Origin of the sequence: Bacillus sp. lyk4-R2A-2 (assembly GCF_030209735.1) — a bacterium.
GTDB classification, from domain to species: Bacteria; Bacillota; Bacilli; order Bacillales; family Bacillaceae; genus Bacillus; species Bacillus pumilus.
Map to the genome: position 1 here is coordinate 187,028 of NZ_JARVRK010000006.1, position 24,189 is coordinate 211,216.

The window sequence follows — 24,189 nt, forward strand, 5'->3', positions numbered from 1 at the left end:
ATACGTCCACCCTCATAAATATTTCGAATGAACATCAATGTTTGCAGCTAATAGGATAGATGCAATGTGGGCTGACGGTGAAGCGGCCACTTCGCGGTACGTTCTGTCGACAAAAAGATGAAATGCTTCAGGGAATTCTTTTCGAAATTGCTTCCGCAGTTTGTCGCCTGCATCGTCACTGTCTGCTAATATGTAAACGTCTTTCCCCAATAATTCGTCTACGAGCTGATCCAGCTTCGATGTACTGATCGTGCCATTGGTGCAAATGATGGTAACAGGTTCACTTATGACTTCTTTTAGCTTTTGTTTGTCTGTTTTACCTTCTACAATGATGACCTTTTCTACCTCTACATTCATCACGATCACCCGGCCCTTTTGACGTTGTTCACTTCTCCCTTAGATTACAATTTTTCATTCAGGTTGTAAAGATTGGGCGCTTGCACTAAAAAGACTGCAGCTTATGCTCACTGCAGCCTCATCTGTGATTAGCACCAGCCATTTTCATCATCACAGTCTACATATTTTTCTGTCCCGTGGGTCAATGTATCCGTCAGACGATAAAAACGATTTTGCTCATAGGAATAACCTGATTTTAACTCATATTGGTTTTCACTAATCATCGTGCCAATCTCTTCATTTTGATGATACAGCACCATGCCGCTTTCTTTGAATCGTCCAGTGACATGATCTGTTATATCCACATGTTCTTTTTGAAAAGACAAATTGGACACCCCCCCCATAAAGGTAGAGTGTCCAATTTCACGTGAATTAGTCTTCTTTTGTCATTTCTTCATATTGCTCAGCAGTCATCAAGTTCTCAATTTCAGATGTATCAGCTGGCTCTACCACGATCATCCATGCTTTTTCGTATGGAGAGTCGTTGACGAATTCAGGGCTGTCATCCAGCTCATCGTTCACTTCGACGATTGTACCGTTGATCGGTGCGTAAAGCTCAGAAACTGTTTTCACTGATTCTACACTTCCGAAAGGCTCGTCCGCTGTAATTTTGTCTCCTACTTCAGGAAGCTCAACGAACACGATATCGCCTAGCTCAGATTGAGCAAAATGCGTAATACCGATACGCACCTTATCTCCTTCTACTTTGACCCATTCATGTTCTTCTGAATAACGTAAATCTTTTGGTGTGCTCATTCAATACCCCTCCAGTCTTTTCTTTCAATCTATATTGAAGATACCACAATCTGAATGAAAGTTACATCATTTCCAGACGCTTTTAAATGTATCTTCATTAAATCCAACTGTGACTCGTTTACCGTCTGTTGTAATCGGGCGCTTGATCAGCATTCCGTTAGATGCGAGTAATTCTAGCTGCTCGCCTTCTGACATTGCAGGAAGTTGATCTTTCAGCTGTAGCTCTCGGTATTTCTGTCCGCTTGTATTAAAGAACTTCTTCAGCTCTAAGCCACTTTTTTCGTAAAGCGCTTTTAATGTTTCTTTATCAGGCGTCTCTTCGACGATATGTATGCTGTTGATGTCTTTATTGTGTTCTTCCAGCCATTTTTTTGCTTTTCGGCATGTACCGCAAGATGGGTATTCATAAAAATCTAAAGCCACTTTTTTCACCTCCTGCAAGTAGTGAGAACATTTTATCACAAAATATTTTAAAAACCTAAATGTATGCTTACAAAAAGGTGCGGAGTGATATCCGCACCTTTTCAGCCGTCTTATACGATATATTTCTCTGCTTCAAAGATTCGTTTCGCCACTTCGCGCTTTTTGGCGATGACATTGATCGGGGTGAATCTTGTCAGTTTGCGAAGAGCTGACAGACTCATGCGGAGTGCATCTCCTTCTTCCATTGCGATCAAGGATTCTTTTGCATGAGCTTCAATTTTTAAGAAGGCTTCCTGCGTGAAAATTTGTGTGTAAGCAAGCTTTTGAGTATTCTTATCTAGCCCTGATGCAGCGATTGCCTTTTCAGTACGCAGAATCGCCGATTCAGCAGCAAAAATTTCATTGACGATATCCGCTATGTTCACAAGAATCTCTTGCTCTTTGTCTAATGCTTTTCCATACTTCATCGCCGCCATTCCAGATACCATTAAGGCGATCTTTTTCGCATGGGCGAGCAAGTATTTTTCTTGATCGAGCGGCTGATCACCTGGCTCTTCCGGCATCATCATCATGAGCTCTTCCTGTAAGGTTTGCGCCTTTTGAAGCAGCGGAAGCTCTCCCTTCATCGCTTTCTTCAAGAATGTGCCTGGTACAAGCAGACGGTTGATTTCGTTAGTCCCTTCAAAAATACGGTTAATCCGCGAGTCACGATAGGCTCTTTCGACCTCGTATTCTTGCATGAATCCATATCCGCCGTGAATCTGCACGCCCTCATCCGCTATATAGTCTAAAGTTTCAGAGCCAAGTACTTTACAAAGAGAGCATTCAATCGCATATTCTGCAATTGACTGGGCAATTTGTTTGCCATCCTTTTGCTCTTCTTCACTTAATAGACCCATGCGCTGTTCAAATAATCCGACTGTGCGGTAAACAGCACTTTCCATCGCATAGAGCTTTGCCGACATGTTGGCTACTTTTTCACCAATTAAGCTAAATCGAGAAATTGGCGTTTGGAATTGCTTACGTTGGTTTGCATATTCTGCCGATAATTGAATGACACGTTTTGACGCACCAACTGTTCCGACAGCCAGCTTGTAGCGTCCGATATTCAAAATGTTAAAGGCAATGACATGACCTCTGCCAGCCTCACCTAGTAAATTCTCCTTCGGCACTTGAGCATCTTCGAGAATTAACGTTCTTGTCGATGAACCTTTTATGCCCATCTTTTTCTCTTCAGGTCCCGTTTTGACACCTGGAAAATCCTTTTCTACGATAAAAGCAGAGAAGTGTTCACCATCAATTTTTGCATATACGACAAAGACGTCGGCAAATGCGGAGTTTGTGATCCACTGTTTTTCCCCATTCAGCACATAATGAGTTCCGGCTTCATTTAAGACCGCAGTTGTCTTTGCTCCAAGGGCGTCAGAGCCTGATCCTGGCTCAGTGAGGGCGTACGCTGCAATTGTTTCTCCAGAAGCGAGTCCAGGAAGATATGTTTCCTTTTGCGCTTGATTTCCAAACAGCACGATTGGCAGAGACCCAATGCCGACATGGGCGCCATAGGAAAGCGAGAAGCTCCCTGCTCTGGAAAATTTCTCGGTAATAATGGCTGAACTGATTTTATCTAATCCGAGCCCGCCGAATTCTTCAGGCACGTCAGCTCCTAGCAGCCCAAGCTCTCCAGCCTTTTTGAGAAGCCTGACGGAATGCTCAAATTCATGGTTTTCAATTTGATCTATATATGGAACAACGTCTTGTAAAATATAATCCTCTGTTGTCTTTCCAATCATTTGATGCTCATCAGAGAAATCCTCTGGTGTAAAGATATGCTCATAATTCGTCTCATCAATTAAGAAGCTTCCACCCTTTTTTACCTCTTCCATTGCTTTCATTCTGTTTTCCCCCTTTAGATCAATTCAAAAATTCCTGCTGCTCCCATGCCCCCGCCGATACACATTGTGACGATGCCAAATTGCTCGTTTCGCCGCTTCATTTCATGAATGAGTGACAGTGTCAGTTTCGTTCCTGTACAGCCGAGCGGATGTCCTAGCGCGATTGCCCCGCCATTGACATTCACTTTCTCTTCATCAATCCCTAAATGACGAATAACTTGAATGGCCTGAGAGGCAAACGCTTCGTTTAATTCAAACAGCCCGATATCCTTCAGCTCAAGTCCAGCGATTTTCAGCGCACGCGGAATGGCTTCAATTGGACCGATTCCCATCACCTCAGGCGGTACACCGCCAACAGCAAACGCCCGGAACTTGGCGAGCGGCTGAAGGGAAAGTGAGGATGCTTTCTCACGATCCATCATCATCACACACGCAGCACCGTCACTTGTTTGTGAAGAGTTTCCTGCGGTCACCGTGCCTTTTGTCGAGAAAGCCGGACGCAAAGTAGAAAGAATCTCTTCCGTTGTCCCTGCTCTCACGCCTTCATCCTGTGAAAACTTAAATTGATGTTCTTCTAATTGATATTGCTCCCCTACCCGCCGCTCTGTTACATCAACGGAGACAATTTCATCTGAAAATTTTCCTTCCTGTAATGCTTTGGCTGCCTTTTGATGACTTCTTACCGCAAAGGCGTCCTGATCTTGACGTGTGACCTGATACTTTTGCGCCACCTGCTCTGCCGTGTGCCCCATGCTCATATAGTATTCAGGCGCTTGTTCTGCCAATTGAGCATTCGGACGAATGGAATGACCCATCATCGGCACCTGTGACATCGATTCGACTCCTCCAGCTAAGATCGTTTCTGCCTGACCGAGCATAATCCGCTCACCCGCATAAGCAATGGACTGAAGACCAGATGAGCAGTAGCGGTTAATGGTGATGGCAGGGACTGTATACGGAAGCCCTGCTAATGCTCCAATATTCCGAGCCACATTTAACCCCTGCTCTGCTTCTGGTGTTGCACATCCGATGATCAAATCATCTATCTGTCCGTCGTAATCACCGGCACGCTTTAATGTTTCTTTTACACACAATGCGCCCATATCATCAGGCCGAACATGTTTTAACGATCCTTTTTTCGCCTTCCCTACTGGTGTTCTCGCACCAGCGACAATGACTGCTTCTCTCATTTTGACTCCCCCTTAGTTACGTAAAGGTTTTCCTTTGACGAGCATGTGCTGCATGCGTGCTTGTGATTTCACTTCTCCTACAAGACTTAAAAAGGCTTCTCTTTCAAGCTCTAATAAGTATTGCTCCTCTACCTCTGTTCCAAATGGCAGTTTTCCGCCGGAAATAACATGAGCTAATTTTTTAACAATGGTCATGTCATGCTCTGAAATGTATCCAGATAATCTCATATTTTCAGCCGCCAATATCATCGCTGCATAGCCTGTTTCTCCCATGACGGGTACCTTTTGCTTGAGCGGCGCACGATAACCTGCTTCATCAAGAGAGAGCACAAGTTGTTTCGCATCATAGATCAGGTGATCACCGTTCATGCTGATTCGGTCACTCATGCGGAGCATGTTCATATCCCGCGCTTCTTCAGCAGAAGTGGATACTTTAGCCATTGCAATCGTTTCAAATGTTTTCATCGTGGCATCTTGTATAGCGGTCTGTGACGGCTTAGCTGATCCCTGCAGGTGGCGAAGGTATAATTCTTTGTTTCCACCGCCGCCTGGAATCAGTCCAACTCCCGCTTCGACAAGACCCATGTATGCTTCACTCGACGCCTGAATAGCTGCTGCCGGCAGACAAACCTCTGTTCCACCTCCGAGTGTCATACCAAACGGCGCAGCAACGACTGGACGGTCGCTATATTTCACCTTCATCATTGCCTGCTGGAAGCGGCGGATCACAAAGTCAATTTCAAAGAAATTATCGTCCTGAGCCTCCATTAAAATGAGAGCAAGGTTGGCACCAACACAGAAGTTCTTCCCTTGGTTTCCGATGACAAGCCCTCTATAATTCTGTTCCACCTCATGGACAGCGCGATTGATCATGTCAATGACATCTAGTCCAATGGCATTGCTTTTGGAGTGAAATTCGAGCAAGGCGACATCATCACCGATATCAATCAAGCTCGCACCAGCATTTTTGAAAATCACGTCGTTCTTCTTTTTCAATTTCGCTAAGGAAATATTCTTGTCGTTTCCTTTTTCCTGTTCGTAAGCCCCATTGTGATAAAATGCACGCTCTCCATCAGCATTTTCTTGATAGAATGTGTCGTGTCCTTCTGACAGCATGTCTTGCACCCACTGCGGGATGCTGTGACCTTCTGCTTCCATGCGCTCGACTGCTTTTTTCACACCAATTGCATCCCAGAGCTCAAATGGACCGTGCTGCCAGCCAAATCCCCACTTCATTGCGTTATCGATGGACTGAATATCATCCGCAATTTCGCCTGTTAACTGAGCTGAGTAAAGGAGCACAGGTGCCGTCATGTTCCAGAGCAATTGTCCTGCACGACCATCTTGATAAATAAGCGCTTTCAATTTCGCTTTCATTCCCTTTTGCTGCTTCGCCATCTCAATGCCTGGATCTTTCAGCTTCGTTCGTTCTCCGTATGTGAGCGTCACAGGGTCAAGTTCTAAAATGGTCTTCCCATTTTTTTGATAAAATCCTTGCCCTGCCTTGCTGCCAATCCATCCCTTTTCAAGCATTCTTTCAATAAACTCAGGCAGCTGGAAAATATCTTTTTCCTTTCCTTCTACTTGGTCATATACGTTGCGGGCTACATGGAAAAACGTGTCGATCCCTACGACATCAAGTGTACGGAAGGTCGCACTTTTCGGTCTTCCAATGAGGGGTCCTGTGACCGAATCCACCTCTCCGATGGTGTATTTGTTTTCAAGCATTTCACGCACTGTCACAAGGAGTCCATAAGTACCAATACGATTGGCAATAAAATTCGGCGTATCTTTCGCTTCAACTACGCCTTTACCAAGTACATCCTCGCCAAACGTTTTCATAAATTGGAGTACTTCTGGATCTGTTTCTTGAATAGGAATGATTTCTAAAAGCTTTAAATAACGAGCTGGGTTAAAAAAATGTGTACCTAAAAAGTGGCGTTTAAAATCCTCTGATCGGCCTTCTGCCATTTTTTCAACCGAAATTCCAGATGTGTTACTTGATACGATACTGCCTTCTTTGCGGTGTTCGTCGATGAGAGAGAATACATGTTGTTTGATGCTGAGCTTTTCAGTGACGACTTCAATGATCCAGTCAGCATCATGTAATAAGGAAAGGTGATCTGTGAGATTTCCCGGTGTGATGTATGATAGGTTTTTTGCTGAAGTAAGAGGTGCTGGCTTTTGCTTTAACAATTTTTTCATCGCTTCTTGACTTAATCTATTCCGAACACTAGGGTGATCAAGCGTTCGCTTTTTTGCCGTTTCTTCCTTTGTCAGTTCGTTTGGCACAATATCTAGCAATGTTACTGGTACCCCGATATTGGCTAGATGCGCAGCAATGCCTGAGCCCATGACACCTGAACCAATGACAGCCGCCTTGCGAATATGTTTGCCCATAAATATCCCCCTAAACATTTTGAATGAACAGTCATTCATTTTTTGTCCAAAAAAAAGCAATGCCTCTTTCTTTATCTTAAAAGATTTTCCGAAACAGTTCAAGAGCGGATTTCAAAAATTTACACATTCTCATGTGCCTTACTTTGCGGCGTATGAATTAAAGATGAGAGGGCATTGTAAGAATGGAGGTGATGTCCACATGTCTCGTTTGAAGAAAAACCCATCGAAAGCAGGCGTAAGTGCTGCAAGTGTAAAAGGAAACGCAGGTCCATCACAGGAAGCAGACCTAGGCGGCAAAAAGACTAGTCAAAATCAACAATATAAAAAAAATCAGTAAGGAAACAAAATTGTAAGGAGGAACACACCTTGAACAATCAGCAAATGAATATGCCCCCGCAAGTCATTTCAGTGAAGGATTCCTTGTACTTAGAGGATATGCTGAATTGGAACTTGATCGCTATGAAAAAGGCTCACTTTATGGCCGAGCATTGCCAGGATCAAACATTGAAACAAGAATTAAATCAAGTGGGCCAAATGCACCATCAGCATTACACACAAATTCTTCAGCATTTAGGCAGCTCAGGGCAAGGCCAGTCTACTGGCTTTATGCAATAGGAGGAAAAAACATGGAACAACAAAACCAACAAAAAATCGGGAATCCTCAAACTCCGGTTCCCACGACAACAAACATGAATGATCGTGATTTTGTCACAGATCTCTTGTCGACTGAAAAATATATGACAAGCGGATACAACACAGCGCTCAATGAATTCAGTCATGAATCTCTTTATCAGGATATTCAGCGAATTGCGCTAGAAACTCAGAAAACACAAAGACATTTATATGATGTCATGTTCCGATATGGCTGGTATTCTGTTGAAGCCGCTGAACAGCAAAAGCTCCAGCAGGCGCACCAGAAATTTCAGCAAACACTGACAGAACAATCTCCATACGGACCATCACAGATGTCATAAAGAAAAACTGCCAGTATGGAACTGGCAGTTTTTTTAACGATCTTGATTCGCTCGATGAGCTTCGTTCATTTGTTTGATTCGCTGAATGGTTTCTTTGATTTCTTCCTTAGCCTCTGGATACGATTCATTAAAATGCTTTGCTAGAGGCGGCATGCTTTTTGCGATATGAGAGTAGATCACCCATTGTTTCACATCTTGTTTCAGTGCGTCTGTTGATTCGCCAAGGAGTAGCTCAGTATATTTCTCAAGCAAGCCTTCCAGCTTTTCATCTAGTTCATTTCCCATTGATCTTCCGCTCCTTTTTCAGAAAAAAGCCTGACTCTGTACGTAACAGATGTCAGGCTTTTGACATACAATTATCTTGCAGCGAGAAATGTCTCCGCTTGCGCTTGCTGCACAATACAGCGTCCTCTGCCGTGCGGAATACATAATGGAGTTCCGAATAAAGGATCTGTTGTCACTTGGCAGTTCATATCGAAAACATTTTTCACAAGATCACAATTAATGACCGTTTCTGGTCTTCCTTCTGCATAAATCGTCTTGTCTTTAATCGCTACAAGGTGATGAGCATATCTACATGCGAGATTCAGGTCATGAAGAACCATGACAATCGTGCGCTGCTCTTTTTCATTTAAGTCAAACAGAAGGTCGAGAATTTCAATTTGATGCGTCATATCTAAATACGTCGTCGGCTCATCTAACAAAATGATATCCGTCTCCTGCGCTAACGTCATCGCAATCCATGCACGCTGCCTTTGTCCACCTGATAATGAATCGACCGTTCGATCAGCGAGGTCTTCCATCTTTGTTGACTTCAGTGCACGATTCACTGCTTCTTCGTCTTGCTTTGACCACTGCTTCAGCCAATTTTGATAAGGATATCTGCCTTGCTTCACTAGCTGATGCACGGTTAATCCTTCTGGCGCTTCTGGTCCTTGCGGAAGAATAGCGAGCTGTTTCGCTACTTCCTTTGTTGGTAATTTGGCAATGGAATGACCTTCAAGCAGGACAGACCCACCCATTGGCTTCATGAGACGGGCCAAAGAGCGAAGTAGCGTGGATTTACCGCATCCATTGCTGCCAATAAATACTGTGATTTCACCCTTAGGGATCGATACATTTAGTTCATCTATGATCATTGTTTCTCCGTAGCCTAAGCTTAAACCTTCAGTAGAAATGGCACTCATTCCGCTCAAACGCTCCTTTTCTCATGCAAATTTTTTATATGAAATATCGTCTATATATAGACGCAAAAGATCACTTATCTCAATTTAGTGTATCAGATTTAAGTGATTTTGAAAATCATTTTCAATTAAAAAATGAGAAAGTTCCGTTTTACTTCTTCTTTTGGAATGTACGTTTGGTCCCATCTTCAAGCTTCATATCGACCTGAATTCGCTGATAATCATCGTCTAAATTAAAAGCAGCTAATAGCTCATTGACATACGTTTCATTGATCTTCGCACTAGGAATCGACATATCATTTAGCTTCATCTTCATCTCGCGTAAAGCTTCTTCACCTTCATAGTGGACACCGTTCATATGATCACGAATCAGTGCTTCTTCTTTTCCTTTCGCCTGACGATAGGTGGCTTCGTATAATTCGCTTTTCTGCCCGTATTGAACATGCAGGTGGAGATGCTCAAATGGAAGTTCCTTCATTTGAACCGCTGAGAGACTCTCTGCTTCCGCTTCCTTTGTTTGCTGGAGCGGCTCAATCGATTGGCAGCCAGACAGCATAAAAAGCAGCACTCCTATTTGTCCCGCCTTCTTCCAACACATCATGCGCTTCCTCCTATTTCTTATCATCGCTTTTTATTCTTCTCCATCCTTCTTTTCGTTATTCAATAAAAGAGCGGGCTATGGTAAATTGAAACAAAAAGGAGGTACGAGATGATGAAAAGGACAGCCATTGTAACTGGTGCCAATAGCGGCTTTGGCAAGCTCATCACGATAGGGCTCGCCAAGCAAGGCTATACAGTGATTGCAGGTGTCAGGCAGGAAGCAAATGCGAAAAAGCTTGCTGAAGAAATCGAGCAAGCCTCGTTAGCCGAAGCGATACATATTGAAGCATTAGATGTGACAGACACGCAGTCAATTCAAGCATTTCAGAAAAAGTTGCATACTTACGCCCCCATTACCTTGCTTGTCAACAATGCTGGAACAGCCTATGCGGGTTTTGCTGAAGAGGTTCCTGTTGACACGTACCGCCAGCAATTTGATGTCAATGTTTTCGGAGTCATGGAAGTGACACAAGCCGTCCTTCCGCTGATGACAAATGGTGCAAAGATATTCAATATGAGCAGCATCAGCGGATTAATGGGAATGCCCGCACTTTCTCCTTATGTATCCTCCAAGTTTGCTTTAGAGGGCTACACAGAGAGCTTGCGCATTGAACTGGCATCGTTCGGTATACAGGCAGCCTTGATCGAGCCAGGCTCTTTCCAAACGAATATTTGGAACACGTCTATGAACGAGCACATGTTACAGCCAGAAGAAGGATCAAAATACATACACCTCTATCAAAAAATGATGGCTCATATCAATGCCCAGAAATCAAACTACGGGGACCCGCGTGAAGTCGCAGAGCTTGTGATTCGATTAGCCGAGAAGAAGCGGCTGAAAAAGCTGAGATATCCGATTGGGAAAGGAGTGCGGCTTTCATTCACAGCAAAGCAACTCCTGCCTTGGAGCATGTGGGAAAAGATCATATTACGTACACTCTCTTCAAAAAAATAAGCATAAAAAAACAGGTAGACCTTTAACGTCCACCTGTTTTTTCATTTATTCTGTTTCAGACTGTCCAAGGGTAATGTCTAGATTTTTGTTTTTCCCTTCACGAATAACAGTCATTGTCGTTTTATCGCCGACTTTTGTTTCTTTGTACAAAATTTCTTTCAGCTGAGAGCTATTCGCTACGTTTTTCCCTTTAAACTTGATGATGACATCTCCAGACTTCAAGCCTGCTTTTTGTGCAGGTGATCCTTTTGATACATCCTTTACGTAAATCCCTTTGCCGATTTGTTTATCAAATAGGCCGAGCGTATTTTCTTGATACGTTTCAGGCACTTGCTCAAGGTCAATCATTTGTACGCCAAGATAAGGACGTTCAACCTTTCCGTTTTTCAACAGCTCATCTACAATCGGTTTGACATCGTTACTTGGAATCGCAAAGCCGAGTGATTCCACACCGCTTTCGCTAATTTTTAAGCTATTGATACCAATGACTTGACCATCTGTATTGATAAGCGGTCCACCGCTGTTTCCTGGATTGATCGCTGCATCTGTTTGCAGTACATTCATTTCCACCGTACCAGATGATGTGTTCGCTTCAACTGTACGATCAAGACCACTAATAATCCCTTCTGTCACAGTACCAGAGAACTGGGCACCAAGCGGGTTCCCAATTGCAATCACTTTGTCTCCAGCACGGAGCTTAGAAGAATCACCAAAGCTCGCCACTTTATCAATGCCGTCTGCATTGATTTCGACAACAGCTAAATCTGTCATCACGTCACTGCCGACAAGCTTCGCGTCTTTTGTTTTTCCGTCATAAAGTGTGACCTTCAATTTATTGGCACCCTCGACTACGTGGTTATTTGTAATAATGTACGCTTTTTTGCCATCTTTTTTAAAGATGACACCAGAACCCGTTCCAGCTTCAGCTTCTGTTGAATCACCGCTAAGGCCAAACGAATTTTGGGTAGATTGATAGTTTGAGACTCCCACAATGGTTGGCTCTAAATCTTCTACCATATCAGAAACATTCGTGGCATTGGTGATTTGTTTTGTTGAGAAATTTTCAGAGGCTGCCGGTTCACTTGACGCTGTTTGCGTTTGAGTGTTTGCTGCTGTGTCCTGTGACTGCGGCAAAAGCGGTGTAATGCCAAGCACAAGGCCTCCGCCAATAATTCCTCCAAGGATCGGACTGAGCCATGCTGCTTTCCGCTTTTTCTCCTTTTTCGACACACGGTCATCCCCCATTTGAGGAGAATGGTTTGTCACACTCTCCTGAGTGGCAGAAGCTTCGTTTTCATGAGGTTGAAAAACGAGTTCCTTTTCTTTTTCAGGTTCGTCTATTTGTTTCTCATTCTCTTGATGTACATCTTCTTGTTGATTCAACTTCTTCTCTTCATCTTCTCTTCGGAAATCCATCGCTTACACTCCTTTACATCATGTTCATGACTTGCTTGATTCATATGTGTAGATCGGACTCATGTCCTCTTAATGGCAACATCATTGAAAATACTACATGACAATATGTCAAATTATATAATACTTATTCATAGAAAAAAAGCAAGGTGCGCACATTCGTGAAAAGCACCTATTGATCTGCCTTTTGTCTATGCCCTTTTTTCCCTTGAGCTTATCATAAACAAACATTATGGGATAATAATGAGAAGAATATGTGAAATTGTGAAAAAAGCATGTGATTGTTGACATGCCGCCTTTGTATCCCGTTATAATGACGTTGAGAGGATGTGGAAGACTTTGTCGTACACCATTTATTTAGTGGAAGATGAACAAAACTTAAACGAACTTTTAACCAAATATTTAGAAAGTGAAAATTGGAATGTCTCCTCTTTTTTAACCGGAGAAGCGGCACGCGAAGCAATGAATAAGCCGCCGCATCTATGGATTTTAGATATCATGCTGCCTGATACAGATGGCTACACACTGATTAAAGAAATCAAAGCCGCATCACCTGACGTACCGGTCATTTTCATTTCAGCACGCGACGCAGATATCGATCGTGTCATCGGTTTAGAGCTAGGAAGCAGTGACTATATTGCGAAGCCATTTCTTCCGCGCGAGCTGATCATTCGGGTGCAAAAGCTGCTTGAGCTTGTGTACAAAAACAGCGATACTCCGCAGCAGCAAAGTGTCACACCCGTCTCCTCATATGTCATTCATGAGGATATAAGAGAGGTGTATGAAGGAGATCAGCTGATTAACTTAACTTCTAAGGAATTTGACTTGCTGCTTTTATTTACACATCATCAAGGACATGCTTTTTCTCGTGAAGATATCCTCATCAAAATTTGGGGACACGATTACTTCGGGACAGATCGTGTGGTGGATGACCTTGTCAGACGATTGCGCAAAAAAATGCCCGACTTAAAGGTCGAGACCATCTATGGATTTGGCTATAGGATGCTAAAAGGATGAAGAACAAACCACTCGCTTTTCAAATTTGGATCGTCATCTCTGGTATTTTGCTCACCATCTCAATTGTTCTGATCATCCTATTTTCCAATACATTACGAAATTTTTTCACGAATGAAATTTATAAAAATATCGAAAATGAACAGCAGGTGCTCACAGAATATCCGTTGAACCGAGACGGCTCGCCAAAGTCGACACCGGAAAACCGCTCGGTGCAGCACATTCTGATTCCGTCAGATGAATTAAACCAAATGGGGCAGTTTTTCCCACACGCCTTTATTGAGAAAATCCAAGCCTTTGTGAAAAAACAAAAAAGCGCAACGAAACGCTATTCTGAAGAGGTGAATGGCCAGCACATCTTTTTTGTCATCAAAAAAGTATCAACAGGCAATACACAATATATTCTTTTGTCTTATGCGCCAGACTCTTATCGAGATGACCTGTCCTTTACGCTGTTTAAACAGCTGATCTTTATCCTGGGCACCGTTATTTTATTAAGCTGGATTCCATCGATTTGGCTTGCCCGCTACTTATCCCGTCCAATCGTTGCGTTTGAAAAACACGTGAAGCGGATTGCACAAGAGGACTGGGACGATCCTGTCATCGTTGACCGGCAAGATGAAATTGGAAAGCTTGGTCATACCATTGAAGAAATGAGACAAAAACTCATTCAAAAGGATGAAACAGAACGGACTCTTTTGCAAAATATATCACATGACTTAAAGACACCTGTCATGGTCATCCGCGGCTATACGCAGTCGATTAAAGATGGTATTTTTCCTAAGGGAGATCTTGAACAAACAGTGGAAGTCATTGAAGGTGAAGCGGAAAAGCTTGAGAAGAAAATCAAGGATTTGCTGTACTTAACAAAGCTTGATTATTTATCAAATCAACACCCTGCACATGCTTCCTTCCTACTCAGTAATACGATGCTGGAAGTGGTCGACCGAATACGCTGGTCGAAAAATGAATTACAGTGGAACGTGGACTTAGATGATGAGGCTGCTCTTGAAGGCGATCCAGAACAATGGAGCAAATTATTTGAAAATGTCCTAGAAAATCAACTTCGCTACGCAAAAAGGAAAATTGATATTCAAATGAAACAGGAAGAGGATCAAATACGCATTGTCATTCGTAATGACGGTCCTCCAATTGAAGAACATATGCTATCCAGCCTATACGAACCTTTTAGTAAGGGAAAAAAGGGCGAATTCGGTATTGGATTAAGCATTGTCAAAAAAATTCTCTCCATGCATCAAGCGTCTATATCAATTGAAAATGATGATCTAGGTGTACGTTATACGATCACGGTACCGAAGAAGAGACTGTAGGTTTTTGACCGCAGTCTTTTTTAGATGAATGAATACCCATTGAAATCACGGTATGTGGCTTTGATTTTCTTGCCAGCTTGATACATCCATTTCTTTTCAATGGTTGTCTCTTTCGGCATTTTGACTTTTTCTACTTGAATTCCTTTTGTTCGCAAGCGTCTTATCATATCATCGATTTCTCTCATGGAACATCATCCTTTCACATTTTTTGACCAGTTGGTCACCTTACTTTATAATATAAAGAATTACACTGTAAAAAACAAGTTACAATCTGATTAATTTTTGAAAACTTTCGTCGTTTATGACCGATAAGTCACATCTCTTTGCGCACGTTTCCTAAGACATTTGTCTCTCGGTAAGAAAGGATGACATTCATATTGAAAAAGAAAGAGAAAATGATCATTGAGGCTGGCATGAAATTGTTTGCCAGTAAAGGCTACAATACAACGTCTGTTCAGGAAATTGCGGATGAATGCCACATGTCAAAGGGTGCTTTTTATCTTTATTTTAAATCAAAGGAAGCACTGCTCATTTCAATCTTACATTACTATTACGATAAGGTATTTACCCGGATCCACGAGGTTCAAACAGAGGGCGGCACACCAAAGGAAGCCTACCGCAAGCAGCTTACTGTCTACTACGATAATATTTTGCAGCAAAAGGATTTTATTAAAATGCAGCTGAGCGATCGAGCACTGCCAATGAATGAAGAAACGCAGCAGCTCGCAAAACAAATCAGACTTGCCACCATTCAGCTTCACATTGATAACATTAAGCAGGTATATAGAGATGCAGCGATTCCTTATATGGCTGATCTTTGTTTGACAATTGAGGGCATGAGCCACGTTTATTTCGAGCTTGCGATTTTATATGATTTTCAGCTGGAGGCTGAGGAGCTAGCCGCAACGATGATTCACCGTATCGATGATTTGATGGGCGGTATGATGGCGCGACATGATCTTCCGCTCATCTCTGTAGATCAAGCGAGCGATTGGTTTGGTCCTATTTATGAACGGTCATTCGACCCGCTGACAGAATCTCTTTTAAAAGAATTAAGAGAGCAGGCTGAAGCACACTATGAAGTGAAAGACGAGCCTGATTTATTTGAAGCACTCGGCATTCTAGAAAATGAATTAAACAAACAAAAACCTAGACAAGTCATCGTGAAAGGTATGCTGCATCAACTGAAATTGTTCGCACCGCTCCAATCCGTATCTGAGTCACTTTTGCGTATTTTGAAAGAGGATCATTTGTAGAACCCAAGGCAGAACCTGGGTTTCATTTTTGTCCACATCACGTTCAATGAAAAAAACCAAGGGCAGCCGCCCCTGGTTTTTATTTTGCTTTCGGTGTCACCATTTCTTCTGGTTTCACAAACTCTTCAAACTGCTCTTCTGTTAACAGCTCTAATTGAAGTGCTGCTTCTTTTAACGTTAATCCTTCTTTGTGAGCAAGCTTTGCAATTTTCGCTGCATTTTCATATCCGATGTGCGGGTTAAGTGCCGTCACAAGCATCAATGAATCGTTCAAGTTTTTCTCGATTGTTTCTAGGTTTGGTTCGATTCCAACTGCACACTTGTCATGGAATGAGTTCATGCCGTCAGCAAGTAATTCAACTGATTGCAAGAAGTTATAGATGATGACCGGCTTAAATACGTTCAGCTCAAAGTTTCCTTGGCTCGCGGCAAAACCGATTGTTGCGTCATTCCCCATGATTTGTGCTGCAATCATTGTTAAAGCTTCACTTTGAGTTGGGTTGACTTTACCTGGCATAATGGAGCTTCCTGGCTCATTTTCAGGAATGATCAATTCACCAATTCCGCAGCGAGGACCACTTGCCAGCCATCTCACATCGTTGGCAATTTTCATTAAATCAGCTGCAAGTGCTTTTAGGGCACCGTGTGCATACGTAATTTCATCATGGCTTGTCAGCGCATGGAATTTGTTTGGTGAAGAATTGAAATTTTGACCTGTCAGCTTGCTGATTTCCTCAGCGACATATTGGCCAAACTCAGGATGTGCGTTAATTCCTGTACCAACAGCTGTTCCGCCAATCGCAAGCTCTCTCATTTTTTCAGTTGATTCTAGAATCATTTCTTTTGAACGGTCCAGCATGTACACCCAGCCGCTAATTTCTTGACCTACTGTCAGTGGAGTTGCGTCTTGCAAATGCGTACGACCGATTTTAACAATCTCTTGATATGCTTTTGCCTTCTCATCAAGAGTCGCTCTTAATTGATCAATCGCAGGCAATAATTTTTTGTACACAGCTAAAACAGCTGCCACGTGCATAGCAGTTGGGAATGTGTCATTTGAGCTTTGGCTGCGGTTGACGTCATCATTCGGATGAATGCTGAACTCACTATTTTTATCTTTCAAGTAAGCAGTTGCTCTATTTGCAACGACTTCGTTCATATTCATGTTACTTTGTGTCCCGCTACCTGTCTGCCATACAACAAGCGGGAAATGCTCGTCATACTTTCCGCTGATGATGTCATCACATACAGCAGCAATTGCTTCTGCTTTTTCGCTCTCAAGGTTGCCAAGACGTTCGTTGGCAATCGCTGTGCTACGTTTCAAAATTGCAAACGCATTCACAACTTCCTTTGGCATTTTCTCAGAACCGATTTTGAAATTTTCTTTGCTTCGTTGTGTTTGTGCACCCCAGAACTTGTCCTTTGGCACCTTGATTTCGCCCATTGTATCTTTTTCGATTCTAAATTCTGTCATTATGTATCCCTCCATAGCTTTATACACTCAACTCTATTCTATACAAAAAACGAAAATCCTTTAAGCGTTTTCAATTAAAATTTTATCTTTATTTTAATTTTAGTTCAATATAAACGCGGACATCTTTCGAATATTTGTATTTTGGGTTCGTTTTTCCGTAATCCTTTGATGTATATGTCACTTCATAATGCTTGTCAAACGACTGTAGAATACGGTCAATCTCCTCTTTTGTTCCTGCTAAACGAATTTGTGCCATCTTGTTTCCTCCAAAACCCTCATTCTTTCTTTTACCACAAAATAATGTAACACAGAATATTGTTTTTTCAAGCAGGTAATGCTAAGAAAAAGTTATTTGAGGCGGGTGATCCTTTTGAATCAGACTCCATTGAAAGAACACTTATACGATAATCTCTCCGTCATTCTCCCGCAATTAAAGGAAATGGATGATTTGGTCCATGAGAAAAAAACGCTGCCTCACGGGCAGGTTGTTTACTATTTATACATAAAAGAAATGAACGAAAAGATGGAGATTCAAACCTTTTTAAAGCTGCTTCTCCAAGATCATACCTCTCTTACAAAAGAGAAGTTGGAAGCTAATTTATCCATGATGACGACACGTTCGGTGAAGACCTCTGAAGAATTGGTCGATGCGATTTTTGAAGGGCATTGCGTGGTGCTGATTAATGGATTTCAGCATGCGTATATTTTAGAAACGCATGGAACGAAAAAACGCAGTTTAGGGGATTCTACATCTGAAACAGTCGTAAGAGGGCCGAAAGTTGGCTTCATTGAAGATTTAAACACGAACTTAGCTCTCGTGCGACAGCGCTTGAAAAACCCTGACCTCAAAACAGTAAACATGAAGATCGGGGAAAAGAAATACACCCAAGTGACCATCATGTACATTGACGGTATCGTTGAAACCTCTGTTTTAAAAGAGGTAAAAAAACGGCTCAAGCAAGTCACCATTGATGATATACAGGACTCTGGTGTTCTTGAGGAGCTCATTGAAGACAATGTGTACTCTCCTTTCCCACAAATTCAAAACACAGAACGGCCGGATAAAGTCGCGTCTGCTTTAAATAATGGCCGGGTCGCCATTTTTGTCGATCATTCACCTTTTGTGTTAATTGTACCTGCTTCGCTCGCGACGATTATGCAATCACCTGATGATTATTATGAAAGATGGATCGCCGCCTCTCTCATTCGTATGCTGCGGTTTACCTCGATCTTTCTGACATTATTTTTATCAGCCATTTATATTGCGCTTGTGTCGTTCCATCAAGGACTTTTACCAACAACTCTGGCTATTTCGATCTCAAGTACAAGAGAAAATGTCCCCTTTCCGCCTATTGTGGAGGCACTCATCATGGAGATGACGATTGAGCTCCTGCGGGAAGCCGGCTTAAGGCTGCCAAACCCGCTCGGTCAAACGATCGGACTTGTTGGCGGGGTTGTTATTGGCCAGGCAGCCGTTCAGGCTCATATTGTGAGCTCGATCATGGTGATTATCGTCAGCGTGATGGCCCTTGCGTCCTTTACTGTTCCTCAATACGGGATGGGCATGTCCTTTCGTGTGCTCCGCTTTGTGTCCATGTTTGCTGCGGCTACCTTTGGTTTATACGGGATTGTGCTGTTTATGCTCGTACTCCTTACTCATCTCACACGGCAAAAAAGTTTTGGCACACCGTATTTCTCACCAGATTTTGTGTTCAGCTATAAAAACGAGGACAATTCCATTATTCGATTGCCCTTAAAAAATCAACAGAAAGGAGAACGAGATGGTCAATCATAAAGAGTCGATATCAAGCTATCAGGCAAGTGCCATTATTGCAAATACAACACTAGGCGCAAGTATGATGATTCTGCCAAGATCGATGGCTCAGGCTGCGGCTACACCTGACGGCTGGATTGCACTCTTACTTATGAGTGTCATTTACATAGTGTTTATTTTTGCAAATGTCCTGATGATGAAAAAAGTCCCCTTCTCCTCTTATTATGATTATACGAACGAAGGGCTTGGGAAATGGCTGGGCGCTCTTGCCAATCTCATGATTATTATTTATTTTCTTGGCGTCGCCAGCTATGAAGTACGCGCGATGTCGGAAATGGTCAAATTCTTTCTGCTTCAAAACACGCCAGTAGCCGTGACAATGATCAGCTTTATTGTAGTTGGGTTTTATCTGGTGATTGGCGGAATTGGTGATTTAGCCCGGCTTTTCCCTTTTATACTGATTGTGACGCTCATCATCTTATTTGTCGCTTATGGACTTAGTCTCCAAGAATTTAAGTTAGATAACCTCCGTCCCGTTTTAGGAGAGGGGTTCTCCCCTGTCTTCAATTCCTTGAATGCATCTGCCATATCGTTTGTCGGCATTGAAATGATACTGTTTATGCCTGCTTATCTGAACACACAAAAACACACCTTTGCTTATGGGACAGTCGGCTTTTTGATTCCTGCGATTATTTATATTTTCACTTATATGATGGTGATTGGTGCGCTGACTGTTAAAGAAACGGCGACTTTGACTTGGCCGACCATTGCCTTATTTCAATCATTTGATATTCAGGGGATTTTTATTGAACGAATTGACTCCTTTTTGCTTATCGTTTGGCTGATTCAGCTTTATACAAGCTTTGTCGGATATACATTTTTTGCTGCAATCGGGGTGTCTAAACTGACCAAGTTTCCTAAAAAAGTGGTCCTTGTTTTAATGGGAATTGTCATTTACTTTGCAGCGATTTTTCCAAAGGATGTCGATACAGTGCGAAATTATTTAACCTATGTGAACAACCTCTTTTTCCTGCTGTTCGGCATTCTCCCGTTTCTCTTATTTATCATCGTGTTTTTCAAAAGGAGGCGGAACACAACATGAAAAAAAAAGCAGCTGTTGCTCTTTTGACGCTGGTTCTATTAAGTGGTTGCTGGGATAGCACAAATATTGAGGAGCTTAACATGGCGATTGGATTTGCAGTAGACAAAGGGGACCAAGGGAATAAATTAAAGGTATCTATGCAAGTCCTCGTTCCTCAAAAGATCTCTCAGGAATCAAACATCAAAGACCCTACGAAAATCATTGAAACAAACGGGGATTCTGTGCATCAAATATTCCGTACGACGGCGCTGAAAAGCCATCGCATTTTCGCACAGCAGCTACGGGTGTTTTTGTTTTCTGAGGAACTCATCAATGAGAATGATTTCGACCTCGTCATTAATCAATTCATTCGAGACAATGAAACGAGGAGAGGAGGCCTCGTCTTTATGACCTCTAAGAATCCTGGAGACATGCTGAAAATCAATGACGACGGACAGCCAGCCTCTACGACCTTATACGATCTTTCTGAGAATAGAAAATCGACCATTCGCATGTTTAAGACTAGCTCATTAGGAGATATTTCTTCTGCCATGCAAAACAATGTATCTTTCGCTATTCCGAAAGTCAGCGTCGATCAAGGAAAATTAATGATCGATGGAGCCTCTATTATTAAGAATAAGCGATTTCTCACCAATATCTCTCCGTTAGCAGTACAGTCATACAATCTGTTAACTGGAGACGGACTGGGTGGAGTCATTGAATTTGAATATGAACACAGCATCTACTCTTTTGAGATTTTCAAACTCAAGCACCATATTAAAACCAATAAATCAGCCAGCGGAAAATATCAATTTGATGTGTCAGTGGAACTTGATGGACGATTGTCTGAGGATTGGAATGAACGTGAAAACGCTTTTAATGAAAAGTATCTCAGAGAAATTGAAGGCGTTGTCAAGCGTCGAATAGAGACAAGCGTTAAAGATTTCATCGGTGAATTACAGCACGAGATCAAAGCAGATATTTGCGGATTCTATCAAAAGGCGAGTATTGCCTACCCGAAGGATTTTCGAAAAGAAGCAAAACATTGGGATGAAATTTTTAGTGAATCAGATATTCGTTACAAAGCAAATGTGAAAATCCGTGACTTCGGGACTAAGGGCGCAACACAATCCTTATAGAGTATGTTAAAATGGTAAGAAAAAAAGGGTGTCAATCATGAAACGAGCTTTACTTTCGGCCGGCATTCTATTTTTGATTCTAGGAATACTCCTGTTAGTCGTTGTATTCATGCAATCAAAAGAAGATTTCTTCATTGAAGCCGACAGCTTTTCGAGCACATTTTTGATCGTGATTTATTATGGACAAACCCCTGCGCTCCTTCTTGTTGGAGGCGGTATATTCGTCGGACTTTCACAGATCATTGGTTTGCAAGAGAAAAAGGCAGCATTGGCAAAGGAGAGCGTAAAGCTATTATCCGAGATGAAGAAAGCCCTAGAAGACAAATCGGCCGAGGAGCAGGAGGCTTTTCCAGTTCCTGAGCTCCATCAACTATCCGAACGTCCGATCACAGGACAGAAGGACTAAACTTACGCATGTTCTAGCAGCTTTCTTTTGAAAGCTGTTTTTTTATTTTATTGAATCAGCTTATGACGATGCGCATACACAGCCGCTTGCGTCCGATCTTCTACATCGAGTTTGGAAAGAATGTTCGTAATATGTGTCTTCACTGTTTTAATTGTAATAAATAGTTCCTCAGCAATGACCTTATTCGATTTCCCATCGGCAATCAGCTTCAAGATTTCCATTTCCCTTGCTGTTAATGCATCATGAAGGATCGATCCATTTGAGGAATGACGAAGTTTATTCATCACCTTTCCAGCTACTTTTGATTCTAGTCTTGGTTCGCCGATACTTGCAGACCGAATGGCATCTGCAATTTCTCCTGCCTTGGATGTTTTTAATAAATAACTTAAAGCACCTGCTTCAATCACTGGATAAACTTTATCATCGTCAATAAAGCTCGTCAGAACGATAATTCGAGCATCTTCAATTTCCTGACAAATTCTTTTCGTTGCTTCGATGCCATCCATGCCTTCCATGACAAGATCCATTAAAATGACATCTGGCCTTAATTCAACTGCGAGCTCTACACCTTTTTGTCCATCTGACGCTTCACCAATGACTTCAATATCAGCCTGTGCCTCTAAAAAAGCAGCAAGCCCCATTCTCACCATTTCGTGATCGTCGATTAAAAGCACTCGAATCATCGAACGTTCTCTCCTTTTCCTTCATCAAAAATGGGAACCTTCACATCAATTTGTGTTCCTTTTCCCTCAAATGACATAATCTCTGCGACACCGCCTACTTCACTTGTTCTTTCACGAATTGATTCCAGTCCGTAGGAGGCCGTCTTCACATGATCGGTTTGAAAGCCGATCCCATTGTCGATAATCTTCAGCTGCACCTGCCGATTTCGAATGAGCAGACGAACCGTCACCTTTGTCGCCTTTGCATGCCTGAATACATTTGACAGGGCTTCCTGTACAATTCGGAAGAGGTGATCCTCTACTCCTTTTGAGAGCGGAACATCATCTTCTATTTCCCAATCAATATCAATGGGCTGTTTTGCTTGAAATTCATTTAGGAGCTCAATCAAGCCCTTTTTCAAGTCTTTTCCTTCAAGGGTGATCGGTCTGAGGTGAAGCAAAAGCGCACGCATTTCATTTTGTGCATCGCCAGCCATTCGTTCGACTAGGCGCATTTGCTTTAAAATCTTTTCATCCTTTTCCTTCATGACTTCAAGAATCGCAGAGGTCATCATCGAGATCGCAAATAACTGCTGGCTAACCGCATCATGCAGTTCTCGTGCTAAACGCTGACGTTCTTCTGAGACGACCGACTTTTTCATTTGCACCTGCCATTCTGCCCGCTCATTCGAGAGCTTTTGCAAAGAGGCTACTTGACCTTCCACTCGTTTCGCCATTTCATTTAATTGATCAGCCGCTAAGCCAATTTCATCGTCGCCAAGAGACGGCAGTCTGTATGCAAAGTTCCCATTTTCAAACTTTAAAATCGACTCTACAAGCTGATCAAGACGCTTTTTATGCTGATAGCCAAATACATGTGAGGCAGAAAACCCAATGGCAAGACTAATGATCAGTAAAATACAAAAAAACGGGATGCCAAACCAGCGGGTAGAGAGGAGAATCATCGGATCAAGCTGATAATAAAAAAACATGGGCAGCATCGTCATGATGACAACACCAAGCGAGATCCCTACTCCAAGACGAATAGATTGCCACTGGATACCTAGATGGAGTTTCCTCATAAGTATCTCACATCCACATCTCCGATCAGTAAAGAGATGGAGATTTTCACTTTTCGTTTGCTCTCATCGTAATTGTCTGTCATCACATACACTTTACTGCCGAATCCGCTTCTTTTTTCATCAATAATTTTCATATCACCAATGGCAGCTGAAGCACTCACACATACTTCAATATCCTGCGGTACGAAAATATCCACATCTCCGATGAGCCCGCTTATCACGATCGTGCTCTCTTCTTCTGCGATGATGGCCTTTGATAAGTCGATTTTGACATCCCCGATAAACCCTGAAATCGTCAAATCACTTAATTGAAACGGCTTTTTCATCAGCCTGACTTCACCGATAAAAAAGTCATGCTCCTTGCGCGGCTTTGTCTGGCTCTTTGTTTTCTTTTGCTCGCCCTCTTTTTCAAGATTGACTTTCAATGAAGGCTTATCGCTCTGCGGTGCTTCCTTTTTATCGACATCAAAAACAGGTTTGTTTTTCAATAAGCGATAGCCGGCATATATCAAAAAGGCCGCAAATAAATATCCTGTGAGACTAAATGTAATATTGAGCAGGAATTTTAAAAAGAGAAAGCCGGCAAAAATATAGGAAACTGAACCGAGCCAACGTTTGGATCTTGAGTGCAGCCAATAGCCCGCAAGCGCAAAAAACACAGGCCAAAACAAATCGGCTCCGATCCCAATAATTTTGAGAAATAGATTAATACCAAAAATCACGACAATGATGCCTAAAATTTGATTCCTTGAAAAACGCAGTTGACTCGCCTCCTTCCTTTCTTCCG

General features: G+C 42.4%; 28 protein-coding genes. 11 read left to right on the forward strand and 17 right to left on the reverse strand.

Annotation, left to right across the window (positions count from 1 at the left end; translation table 11 throughout):
• Positions 1-12: 12 nt before the first annotated feature.
• From QRN39_RS11890 to QRN39_RS11920, 7 genes are all read right to left on the reverse strand, one after another.
• A complete protein-coding gene (locus QRN39_RS11890; protein ID WP_003213068.1) occupies positions 13-357 on the reverse strand; it encodes a toprim domain-containing protein in 345 nt (114 codons plus the stop codon).
• A 128-nt stretch (positions 358-485) separates the two neighbouring features.
• A complete protein-coding gene (locus tag QRN39_RS11895; protein ID WP_003212882.1) occupies positions 486-722 on the reverse strand; it encodes a YusG family protein in 237 nt (78 codons plus the stop codon).
• 46 nt (positions 723-768) lie between these two features.
• Positions 769-1,152: a glycine cleavage system protein GcvH gene (gcvH, locus tag QRN39_RS11900; RefSeq protein WP_003213614.1), complete on the reverse strand. Its 384-nt coding sequence runs from the start codon at positions 1,150-1,152 to the stop codon at positions 769-771.
• A gap of 66 nt (positions 1,153-1,218) precedes the next feature.
• Positions 1,219-1,575 (reverse strand): arsenate reductase family protein, encoded by a 357-nt coding sequence (locus QRN39_RS11905; RefSeq protein ID WP_003213086.1) that lies wholly within the window; start codon positions 1,573-1,575, stop codon positions 1,219-1,221.
• A gap of 110 nt (positions 1,576-1,685) precedes the next feature.
• On the reverse strand, positions 1,686-3,467 hold the full coding sequence (locus QRN39_RS11910) for an acyl-CoA dehydrogenase family protein (RefSeq protein ID WP_003213312.1): 1,782 nt from the start codon (positions 3,465-3,467) through the stop codon (positions 1,686-1,688).
• Positions 3,468-3,481: 14 nt separating this feature from the next.
• Positions 3,482-4,657: an acetyl-CoA C-acetyltransferase gene (locus QRN39_RS11915; RefSeq protein ID WP_003213349.1), complete on the reverse strand. Its 1,176-nt coding sequence runs from the start codon at positions 4,655-4,657 to the stop codon at positions 3,482-3,484.
• 12 nt (positions 4,658-4,669) lie between these two features.
• A complete protein-coding gene (locus QRN39_RS11920) occupies positions 4,670-7,057 on the reverse strand; it encodes a 3-hydroxyacyl-CoA dehydrogenase/enoyl-CoA hydratase family protein (protein WP_284907322.1) in 2,388 nt (795 codons plus the stop codon).
• A gap of 199 nt (positions 7,058-7,256) precedes the next feature.
• Between QRN39_RS11920 and QRN39_RS11925 the strand changes: the two genes are divergently transcribed.
• The 3 genes from QRN39_RS11925 to QRN39_RS11935 are packed head-to-tail and all read left to right on the forward strand — an operon-like array spanning position 7,257 to position 8,031.
• Positions 7,257-7,394, forward strand: a complete 138-nt coding sequence (locus tag QRN39_RS11925; protein WP_003212904.1) for a YuzL family protein — start codon at positions 7,257-7,259, stop codon at positions 7,392-7,394.
• 44 nt (positions 7,395-7,438) lie between these two features.
• Positions 7,439-7,672, forward strand: coding sequence for a hypothetical protein (locus QRN39_RS11930; protein WP_223250686.1), 234 nt, complete (start codon positions 7,439-7,441; stop codon positions 7,670-7,672).
• Positions 7,673-7,683: 11 nt separating this feature from the next.
• The gene (locus QRN39_RS11935) at positions 7,684-8,031 is read left to right on the forward strand and encodes a spore coat protein (RefSeq protein WP_058013724.1); all 348 of its coding nucleotides are present in this window, start codon (positions 7,684-7,686) and stop codon (positions 8,029-8,031) included.
• A gap of 33 nt (positions 8,032-8,064) precedes the next feature.
• Here QRN39_RS11935 and QRN39_RS11940 read toward each other — a convergent pair whose 3' ends face one another.
• From QRN39_RS11940 to QRN39_RS11950, 3 genes are all read right to left on the reverse strand, one after another.
• Entirely contained in the window at positions 8,065-8,316 is a 252-nt protein-coding gene (locus QRN39_RS11940) for a YusU family protein (protein ID WP_003213733.1), read from the reverse strand.
• Positions 8,317-8,387: 71 nt separating this feature from the next.
• A complete protein-coding gene (locus tag QRN39_RS11945; protein WP_003213584.1) occupies positions 8,388-9,218 on the reverse strand; it encodes an ABC transporter ATP-binding protein in 831 nt (276 codons plus the stop codon).
• Positions 9,219-9,366: 148 nt separating this feature from the next.
• The gene (locus QRN39_RS11950; RefSeq protein ID WP_284907323.1) at positions 9,367-9,813 is read right to left on the reverse strand and encodes a YusW family protein; all 447 of its coding nucleotides are present in this window, start codon (positions 9,811-9,813) and stop codon (positions 9,367-9,369) included.
• A 111-nt stretch (positions 9,814-9,924) separates the two neighbouring features.
• Between QRN39_RS11950 and QRN39_RS11955 the strand changes: the two genes are divergently transcribed.
• Positions 9,925-10,770 carry an oxidoreductase gene (locus QRN39_RS11955; RefSeq protein ID WP_050944095.1) on the forward strand — a complete coding sequence of 282 codons (846 nt, stop codon included), beginning with the start codon at positions 9,925-9,927 and terminating at the stop codon, positions 10,768-10,770.
• Positions 10,771-10,815: 45 nt separating this feature from the next.
• Here the strand turns inward: QRN39_RS11955 and QRN39_RS11960 are convergent, their stop codons facing one another.
• On the reverse strand, positions 10,816-12,186 hold the full coding sequence (locus QRN39_RS11960; RefSeq protein WP_226804020.1) for a S1C family serine protease: 1,371 nt from the start codon (positions 12,184-12,186) through the stop codon (positions 10,816-10,818).
• 336 nt (positions 12,187-12,522) lie between these two features.
• Between QRN39_RS11960 and QRN39_RS11965 the strand changes: the two genes are divergently transcribed.
• Together QRN39_RS11965 and QRN39_RS11970 are read left to right on the forward strand one after the other, a co-directional pair.
• Positions 12,523-13,200, forward strand: coding sequence for a response regulator transcription factor (locus QRN39_RS11965; protein ID WP_284907324.1), 678 nt, complete (start codon positions 12,523-12,525; stop codon positions 13,198-13,200).
• A complete protein-coding gene (locus QRN39_RS11970) occupies positions 13,197-14,528 on the forward strand; it encodes a sensor histidine kinase (RefSeq protein ID WP_106032222.1) in 1,332 nt (443 codons plus the stop codon). The genes QRN39_RS11965 and QRN39_RS11970 overlap by 4 nt, the downstream gene beginning before the upstream one ends.
• Before the next feature lie 20 nt (positions 14,529-14,548).
• Here the strand turns inward: QRN39_RS11970 and spxO are convergent, their stop codons facing one another.
• Complete coding sequence (gene spxO / locus QRN39_RS11975; protein ID WP_003212782.1) at positions 14,549-14,713, reverse strand: anti-adapter protein SpxO; 165 nt, start codon at positions 14,711-14,713, stop codon at positions 14,549-14,551.
• A gap of 192 nt (positions 14,714-14,905) precedes the next feature.
• On the opposite strand from spxO, the gene QRN39_RS11980 reads away from it, so the two are divergent.
• Positions 14,906-15,784, forward strand: a complete 879-nt coding sequence (locus QRN39_RS11980; RefSeq protein WP_251190838.1) for a TetR/AcrR family transcriptional regulator — start codon at positions 14,906-14,908, stop codon at positions 15,782-15,784.
• Between the two features lie 79 nt (positions 15,785-15,863).
• Here the strand turns inward: QRN39_RS11980 and fumC are convergent, their stop codons facing one another.
• Positions 15,864-17,258, reverse strand: a complete 1,395-nt coding sequence (fumC, locus tag QRN39_RS11985) for a class II fumarate hydratase (protein WP_137054422.1) — start codon at positions 17,256-17,258, stop codon at positions 15,864-15,866.
• An 88-nt stretch (positions 17,259-17,346) separates the two neighbouring features.
• On the reverse strand, positions 17,347-17,514 hold the full coding sequence (locus QRN39_RS11990; RefSeq protein WP_003213147.1) for a YvzF family protein: 168 nt from the start codon (positions 17,512-17,514) through the stop codon (positions 17,347-17,349).
• A gap of 114 nt (positions 17,515-17,628) precedes the next feature.
• On the opposite strand from QRN39_RS11990, the gene QRN39_RS11995 reads away from it, so the two are divergent.
• From QRN39_RS11995 to QRN39_RS12010, 4 genes are read left to right on the forward strand one after another with little or no spacing between them, the layout of a single operon-like run.
• Complete coding sequence (locus QRN39_RS11995) at positions 17,629-19,053, forward strand: spore germination protein (protein ID WP_226804022.1); 1,425 nt, start codon at positions 17,629-17,631, stop codon at positions 19,051-19,053.
• Positions 19,040-20,134 (forward strand): GerAB/ArcD/ProY family transporter, encoded by a 1,095-nt coding sequence (locus QRN39_RS12000; protein ID WP_050944102.1) that lies wholly within the window; start codon positions 19,040-19,042, stop codon positions 20,132-20,134. Before QRN39_RS11995 ends, QRN39_RS12000 begins: the two co-directional genes overlap by 14 nt.
• Positions 20,131-21,252 carry a Ger(x)C family spore germination protein gene (locus QRN39_RS12005; protein ID WP_050944103.1) on the forward strand — a complete coding sequence of 374 codons (1,122 nt, stop codon included), beginning with the start codon at positions 20,131-20,133 and terminating at the stop codon, positions 21,250-21,252. The genes QRN39_RS12000 and QRN39_RS12005 overlap by 4 nt, the downstream gene beginning before the upstream one ends.
• 37 nt (positions 21,253-21,289) lie before the next feature.
• Positions 21,290-21,658, forward strand: coding sequence for a hypothetical protein (locus QRN39_RS12010; RefSeq protein WP_003212877.1), 369 nt, complete (start codon positions 21,290-21,292; stop codon positions 21,656-21,658).
• Positions 21,659-21,705: 47 nt separating this feature from the next.
• On the opposite strand, the gene liaR is transcribed toward QRN39_RS12010, so the two are convergent.
• From liaR to liaF, 3 genes are read right to left on the reverse strand one after another with little or no spacing between them, the layout of a single operon-like run.
• Complete coding sequence (liaR, locus tag QRN39_RS12015) at positions 21,706-22,341, reverse strand: two-component system response regulator LiaR (protein ID WP_003213157.1); 636 nt, start codon at positions 22,339-22,341, stop codon at positions 21,706-21,708.
• The gene (gene liaS / locus QRN39_RS12020; RefSeq protein WP_003212649.1) at positions 22,338-23,402 is read right to left on the reverse strand and encodes a two-component system sensor histidine kinase LiaS; all 1,065 of its coding nucleotides are present in this window, start codon (positions 23,400-23,402) and stop codon (positions 22,338-22,340) included. The genes liaR and liaS overlap by 4 nt, the downstream gene beginning before the upstream one ends.
• Positions 23,399-24,163, reverse strand: a complete 765-nt coding sequence (liaF, locus tag QRN39_RS12025; RefSeq protein ID WP_284907577.1) for a cell wall-active antibiotics response protein LiaF — start codon at positions 24,161-24,163, stop codon at positions 23,399-23,401. Before liaF ends, liaS begins: the two co-directional genes overlap by 4 nt.
• Between the last annotated feature and the right edge of the window lie 26 nt (positions 24,164-24,189).

Coding starts and splice junctions, on each gene's coding strand:
- QRN39_RS11910 (WP_003213312.1), bottom strand. CDS start 3,467: ATGAAAGCAATGGAAGAGGTAAAAAAGGGTGGAAGCTTCTTAATTGAT.
- QRN39_RS11925 (WP_003212904.1), top strand. CDS start 7,257: ATGTCTCGTTTGAAGAAAAACCCATCGAAAGCAGGCGTAAGTGCTGCA.
- QRN39_RS11915 (WP_003213349.1), bottom strand. CDS start 4,657: ATGAGAGAAGCAGTCATTGTCGCTGGTGCGAGAACACCAGTAGGGAAG.
- liaR (WP_003213157.1), bottom strand. CDS start 22,341: ATGATTCGAGTGCTTTTAATCGACGATCACGAAATGGTGAGAATGGGG.
- QRN39_RS11960 (WP_226804020.1), bottom strand. CDS start 12,186: ATGGATTTCCGAAGAGAAGATGAAGAGAAGAAGTTGAATCAACAAGAA.
- QRN39_RS11890 (WP_003213068.1), bottom strand. CDS start 357: ATGAATGTAGAGGTAGAAAAGGTCATCATTGTAGAAGGTAAAACAGAC.
- QRN39_RS12000 (WP_050944102.1), top strand. CDS start 19,040: ATGGTCAATCATAAAGAGTCGATATCAAGCTATCAGGCAAGTGCCATT.
- QRN39_RS11930 (WP_223250686.1), top strand. CDS start 7,439: ATGAATATGCCCCCGCAAGTCATTTCAGTGAAGGATTCCTTGTACTTA.
- gcvH (WP_003213614.1), bottom strand. CDS start 1,152: ATGAGCACACCAAAAGATTTACGTTATTCAGAAGAACATGAATGGGTC.
- liaS (WP_003212649.1), bottom strand. CDS start 23,402: ATGAGGAAACTCCATCTAGGTATCCAGTGGCAATCTATTCGTCTTGGA.
- QRN39_RS11955 (WP_050944095.1), top strand. CDS start 9,925: ATGATGAAAAGGACAGCCATTGTAACTGGTGCCAATAGCGGCTTTGGC.
- QRN39_RS12005 (WP_050944103.1), top strand. CDS start 20,131: ATGAAAAAAAAAGCAGCTGTTGCTCTTTTGACGCTGGTTCTATTAAGT.
- QRN39_RS11950 (WP_284907323.1), bottom strand. CDS start 9,813: ATGTGTTGGAAGAAGGCGGGACAAATAGGAGTGCTGCTTTTTATGCTG.
- QRN39_RS11945 (WP_003213584.1), bottom strand. CDS start 9,218: ATGAGTGCCATTTCTACTGAAGGTTTAAGCTTAGGCTACGGAGAAACA.
- QRN39_RS12010 (WP_003212877.1), top strand. CDS start 21,290: ATGAAACGAGCTTTACTTTCGGCCGGCATTCTATTTTTGATTCTAGGA.
- spxO (WP_003212782.1), bottom strand. CDS start 14,713: ATGAGAGAAATCGATGATATGATAAGACGCTTGCGAACAAAAGGAATT.
- QRN39_RS11935 (WP_058013724.1), top strand. CDS start 7,684: ATGGAACAACAAAACCAACAAAAAATCGGGAATCCTCAAACTCCGGTT.
- fumC (WP_137054422.1), bottom strand. CDS start 17,258: ATGACAGAATTTAGAATCGAAAAAGATACAATGGGCGAAATCAAGGTG.
- QRN39_RS11970 (WP_106032222.1), top strand. CDS start 13,197: ATGAAGAACAAACCACTCGCTTTTCAAATTTGGATCGTCATCTCTGGT.
- QRN39_RS11940 (WP_003213733.1), bottom strand. CDS start 8,316: ATGGGAAATGAACTAGATGAAAAGCTGGAAGGCTTGCTTGAGAAATAT.
- QRN39_RS11990 (WP_003213147.1), bottom strand. CDS start 17,514: ATGGCACAAATTCGTTTAGCAGGAACAAAAGAGGAGATTGACCGTATT.
- QRN39_RS11920 (WP_284907322.1), bottom strand. CDS start 7,057: ATGGGCAAACATATTCGCAAGGCGGCTGTCATTGGTTCAGGTGTCATG.